This is a genomic window from Sphingomonas bacterium (genome assembly GCF_903643065.1).
Classification (GTDB): domain Bacteria; phylum Pseudomonadota; class Alphaproteobacteria; order Sphingomonadales; family Sphingomonadaceae; genus Sphingomonas.
In genome coordinates, this window is sequence record NZ_CAHJWX010000185.1 from 1 (window position 1) to 5,162 (window position 5,162).

Genomic DNA, 5,162 nt, shown 5'->3' on the forward strand with positions numbered 1-5,162 from the left:
CTTCGACTGGCCCGACGCGAGCGGCCCGCGCGGCAAGATCGACGAGGAGCTGGCGGAGATCGAGGCGGCGACGACGCCGGCGGAGCGCGAGGAGGAGATCGGGGACCTGTTCTTCGCCGTGGCGAACTGGGCGCGGCACCTGGGCGTCGATCCCGAGGCCGCGCTGCGGGCGGCGAACGCGAAGTTCGAGCGGCGCTTCAGGGCGATGGAGGCGATGGACGCCGGCTTCGCGGGACGAACGCTCGACGAGCAGGAGGCGCTTTGGCGGGCCGTGAAGGCCGACTCGGACCCACGCTGATATGGCGCTCTCCCAGGTTCAGGTTATCCAATCGCTTGCCGAGACACTTGCCTGGTTTGAGAAGGAGCTGACCTGGGGCGTCGATCCCGCCGAGCTGCGCCACCTCACGGGCCGCATCGGCGAGCTGTACGCCGCGATGATAACACGAGGGCAGATGGCGCTGGCGGCCAACCAGCGCGGCTACGACGTGGTCAGCGGCGACAAAGAGCGTGTGTCGGTCAAGACCATCACTCGATCGACTCACGTCAGCTTTCGCAAGAGCACCTTTGCCAGCGTCGATCGGGTGATCGTGCTCAGGATCAACATCGTCGAGGGCGATGCGTCGATCGAAGAGATCGCGGACCGGCCGGCAGCGGAGTTCTTGACGCTGTGCCAAGAAACGCCGACAGACTATAGCTACGTCATTCGGAGCACACCCGCTACGCGACATCCCGACGATCAACTTGTCGTCATCGCCGACGTGACGGCTGGCCCGTATCGTCTAGTGTAATATGAAAGCGGCACCATCCGCGTCTTGGTCGGCGACGATCCGCAGCCTGTCGCCCTGCCCCATTTGCGACAGCTTGCGGCCGAGCATGGGGTTGACGTCCTAAACAGCGCAGGCAATCCGAGGAACACGAGGCAGCTTGGCGACGCCCTGATTGCGGCCTTGCGGGCGAGATCTACTACCGAGTCATGAACCGCTCGTGGTCGCGCGGTGCCATCCGCACCTCATAGATCGCCGCCTCCCCCTCCACCGACTGGCCCAGCACCTCGCCATGCGCGTGGAGCCACGCCGCGCCCGCGCCGTCCGCCTGATCCAGCGACACGCGGTAGCGGCGATGGTCCTGCGTCAGGCGCGCGGCGACCCGCGCGGCGAGGCGATCGATCCCCTCCCCGTCCAGCGCGGACACGGCGACGACGTCGGAGCGTGCCGCCGCCTCGCCGAGCAGCGCCTCGCGACGATCGGCGTCGAGCAGGTCGAGCTTGTTCCATGCCTCCAGCCGGGGCCAATCCTCGGCGACGCCGATCTCGGCCAGCACCGCCTCGACATCGGTGCGCTGCGCCTCGGTGTCGGGGTGCGCGACGTCACGGACGTGGACGATCAGGTCGGCCTCGACCACCTCCTCCAGCGTCGCCTTGAACGCCGCCACCAACTGCGTCGGCAGTTCGGAGACGAAGCCGACCGTGTCGGACAGGATCGCCTTGTCGAGCCCGGGCAGGCGGACCTGGCGCAGCGTCGGGTCGAGCGTCGCGAACAGCAGGTCTTCGGCCATCACGTCGGCGCCAGTGAGCCGGTTGAACAGCGTCGACTTGCCCGCATTGGTGTAGCCGACCAGCGCGACCACCGGCCATGGCGCCTTCTGACGCCGGTCGCGATGCAGCCCGCGCGTGCGGCTGACGCCCTCCAGCTCGCGGCGCAGCCGCGCCATGCGGTCACGGATCAGGCGGCGGTCCGCCTCGATCTGCGTCTCACCGGGACCGCCGAGAAAGCCGAAACCGCCGCGCTGGCGCTCCAGATGGGTCCACGACCGGACGAGCCGGCCGGCCTGATAGTCCAGATGCGCGAGCTCGACCTGCAACCGGCCCTCGGCCGTCGCGGCGCGCTCGCCGAAGATTTCGAGGATCAGGCCGGTGCGGTCGATTACCTTGGCGCCGAGCCCGGTCTCCAGGTTGCGCTGCTGGATCGGCGACAGGCTGCCGTCGACCACGACCAGCGTTGCCTCGTTCTGCCGCACGCGATCGGCGAGCGCCAGCACCTGGCCACTGCCGATCAGCGTCGCCGCGCGAGGGCTGCGCAGCTTCAGCGCGACCCGGTCGGTGACCTCAAGCCCGATCGCGGCGGCCAGCCCCGCCGTCTCCGCCAGCCGCGCGTCTGCATCGCGATGCGCGTCGCCACGATCGGGGAGCACCACCAGCGCGCGCGCGCCGCGCGCGAACTCGTCCCGATCCCGTTGGAAGCCTTCGCGCTCGAACCCGGCGATGGGCGCGCTCAAGCGTCGTCCGCCTCGTCGTCACCCTGATCGGACAGGTTGAGCGGGCGCGCGGGCTGGATCGTCGACACCGCATGTTTGTAGACCAGCTGCGCCAGGCCGTCGCGGGTCAGCAGCATGCAGAACAGGTCAAAGGCGGCGATATAGCCTTGCAGCATCACGCCATTGACTAGGAACATGGTGACGCTGTCGTCCGACCGGCGGACGGCGTGGAGGAAGATGTCCTGCAACAGCGGCTTGCGCGCCGCGTCGGGCGTGCCGCCATCGACCTCGGCGGGATCGAACGGCCCCGCCGGCATGATCGTGGAGATAGCGTGTTTGTAGATCAGCTGCGACTGGCCATCGCGGCGCAGCAGCACGGAGAAATTGTCGAACCAGGTGACGATGCCCTGAAGCTTCACGCCCTTGACCAGAAACATCGTGACGGGCGTCTTGCTCTTGCGCACGCTGTTGAGGAACAGGTCCTGCAGCGATGCCTGTTTGTCGGCCATGGCGATTGTTCGCTCCCTTGTTGGCGGGGTGATGCCCCCGCGACGCGCCGGTGACCGGCGTCGGAACCCTTATTCTATGGATCGGCGTCGGCCGCGTCCACCTGTGTCAATCATCGCGAGGATCGCTGATCCCGAGCAGCTTGAGCTTCCGGTGGAGCGCGGACCGTTCCATGCCGATGAAGCTGGCGGTGCGACTGATGTTGCCGGAGAAGCGGCGGATCTGGACGCGCAGATACTCGCGTTCGAACGTCTCGCGCGCCTCGCGCAGCGGCGTGCCCATGATCGCGCCCGCCCCGCTGCCGTTACGGTCGGTGCCCAGCACCTCGGCCGGCAGCAGGTCCAGGTCGATGCGGCCGATGCGGTCGCCCGGCGTCATGATGATGGTGCGCTCGATCACGTTGCGCAGCTGGCGGACGTTGCCGGGCCAATCATAGGATTGCAGCGCGACCATGGCGTCGGGCGCGATTTCCGGCGTCGGCACGCGGCGTTCGTTCGCATAATGCGCGACGAAATGCTGGGCGAGCGGCGGGATGTCTTCGCGCCGCTCCGCCAGCGCGGGGATGACGACGGGGACGACGTTGAGGCGGTAGTATAGGTCCTCGCGGAAGCGGCCTTCCGCGATCTCGTCGGTCAGGACGCGGCCGGTCGCCGAGACGACGCGGACATCGACCTTGACGACGCGGGTCCCGTTGATGCGGGTGAAGCTCTGATCGGTGAGCACGCGCAGAATGCGCGCCTGCGTCGCGATCGGCATGTCGGCGATCTCGTCGAGGAACAGCGTGCCGCCATGCGCCTGTTCGAGCAGGCCCGGGCGGACCAGATCGCCCCCCTCCTCCACCCCGAACAGCTCCTCCTCGACGCGCTCGGGCGTCATCCGCGCGGCGGAGACGATGATGAAGGGCGAGTCGACGCGCTGCGACCAGCCGTGCAAGAGCCGTGCGGCGATCTCCTTGCCGACGCCGGCCGCGCCGGTGATGAGCACGCGGCTGCCCGTCGCGGCGACGCGCTTGAGCGTCGCGCGGACGCCGTTGATCGCGGCGGAACTGCCGGTCAGGTCCGCGTCGCGGCCGGCGGACGCGCGCAGCGACGCCACCTCGCGCCGCAGCCGCTCCGTCTCCGTCGCGCGCGCGACCATGAGCAGCAGCCGTTCGGCCTCGAACGGCTTCTCGATGAAGTCGGCCGCGCCCTTGCGGATCGCGGCGACAGCGGTGTCGAGATTGCCGTGGCCGGAGATGACCAGCACGGGCAGCGACGGATCGCGCCGCTTGATCTCGTCGAGCAGCTCCAGCCCATCGAGCTTCGACCCGGCGAGCCAGACATCGAGCAGCACCAGGCTGGGGCGGCGCTGCGCGATCGCGTCGAGCGCGCCATCGCTGTGCGCGGCGGCGCGGGTGGCATAGCCTTCGTCCTCCAGCACGCCAGCGACGAGTTCGCGGATGTCCTGCTCGTCGTCGACCACCAGAATATCAAGGGGCATGCGGATCAGGTCCGGCTGAGAGTGAATTGCGGCGCGGCGAGCGCGACGGGATCGGCGCCGTCATCCAGCGCGGCGAGCGCGGCGGTATCGAAGCGCAGACGCACGATCGTGCCGCCGCCCGGCCGATCGACGAAGGTCATGACGCCACCATGTTCCTCGACGATCTTCTTGACGATGGCGAGGCCCAGGCCGGTGCCGCGCGCGCGCGTCGTGACATAGGGCTCGACCAGCCGGTCGCGATCGGCGGGCAGGCCGACGCCCGTGTCGGCGATCTCGACCAGCGTCCCAGCGCCGTCGCGCGCGAGCGTCGTCGTCACCGATCCCTCCCCGCCCTCGATCGCCTCGACGGCGTTCTTGACGAGGTTGGTCAGCGCCTGGCCGATCAGCCGGCGGTCGCACACCAGATGCGGCGCCGGATCGGGCGCCTCCAGCGCGAAGCGGATCCCGGGGTGCGCGACCTCGTGCAGGAACAGCGTCTGGCGCGCGATGTCGGCGAGCGGCTCGTCGCGGAACACGGGCTTGGGCATGCGCGCGAAGGAGGAGAACTCGTCCACCATGCGGCGCAGGTCGCCGACCTGGCGCACGATCGTCTCCGTCAGCCGCGCGAAGACCGTGTCGCCGGGCTCGACCTTGGCGCCATAGCGCCGCTGGAGCCGCTCGGCGGCGAGCTGGATGGGGGTGAGCGGGTTCTTGATCTCGTGCGCGATGCGACGCGCGACATCGGACCAGGCGGCGCGGCGCTGATCGTTCTGCGCCTGCGTGATGTCGTCAAAGGTGAGGATCGCGCCGGCGGCGGAACGCTGGACGCGCACCGCGAGCGTGCGGGTGTCGCTCCCCTGCCCCACCTCGACCATCGCGTCGCGGCCCTGATCGTCGACCAGCCGGGCGAGCGCGGGCGCGACCTCGGCGAGCGCGCGGCCGGC

At 69.4% G+C, this 5,162-nt stretch carries 5 protein-coding genes and 1 pseudogene; 2 read left to right on the top strand and 4 right to left on the bottom strand.

Going from position 1 to position 5,162, the window contains the following annotated elements:
* Both HUU95_RS07820 and HUU95_RS07825 read left to right on the top strand, forming a co-directional pair.
* A pseudogene (locus HUU95_RS07820) lies at positions 1 to 298 on the top strand (MazG nucleotide pyrophosphohydrolase domain-containing protein); the annotation flags it as partial.
* A 1-nt stretch (position 299) separates the two neighbouring features.
* Positions 300 to 788, top strand: coding sequence for a DUF6998 domain-containing protein (locus HUU95_RS07825; protein ID WP_217429790.1), 489 nt, complete (start codon positions 300 to 302; stop codon positions 786 to 788).
* A gap of 175 nt (positions 789 to 963) precedes the next feature.
* Here the strand turns inward: HUU95_RS07825 and hflX are convergent, their stop codons facing one another.
* From hflX to HUU95_RS07845, 4 genes are all read right to left on the bottom strand, one after another.
* Positions 964 to 2,274 carry a GTPase HflX gene (hflX, locus tag HUU95_RS07830; protein WP_254602679.1) on the bottom strand — a complete coding sequence of 437 codons (1,311 nt, stop codon included), beginning with the start codon at positions 2,272 to 2,274 and terminating at the stop codon, positions 964 to 966.
* Complete coding sequence (gene hfq / locus HUU95_RS07835) at positions 2,271 to 2,795, bottom strand: RNA chaperone Hfq (protein WP_302480103.1); 525 nt, start codon at positions 2,793 to 2,795, stop codon at positions 2,271 to 2,273. The genes hflX and hfq overlap by 4 nt, the downstream gene beginning before the upstream one ends.
* A gap of 73 nt (positions 2,796 to 2,868) precedes the next feature.
* Entirely contained in the window at positions 2,869 to 4,239 is a 1,371-nt protein-coding gene (ntrX, locus tag HUU95_RS07840; protein WP_174279609.1) for a nitrogen assimilation response regulator NtrX, read from the bottom strand.
* Between the two features lie 5 nt (positions 4,240 to 4,244).
* Positions 4,245 to 5,162, bottom strand: a 918-nt coding sequence (locus tag HUU95_RS07845) for a sensor histidine kinase (protein ID WP_254602680.1), incomplete at its 5' end; no start/stop codon positions are given.

What these genes read in the sequence shown, in the direction of transcription:
- ntrX (WP_174279609.1), bottom strand. Translation starts at nt 4,239, where the DNA reads ATGCCCCTTGATATTCTGGTGGTCGACGACGAGCAGGACATCCGCGAA.
- HUU95_RS07825 (WP_217429790.1), top strand. Translation starts at nt 300, where the DNA reads ATGGCGCTCTCCCAGGTTCAGGTTATCCAATCGCTTGCCGAGACACTT.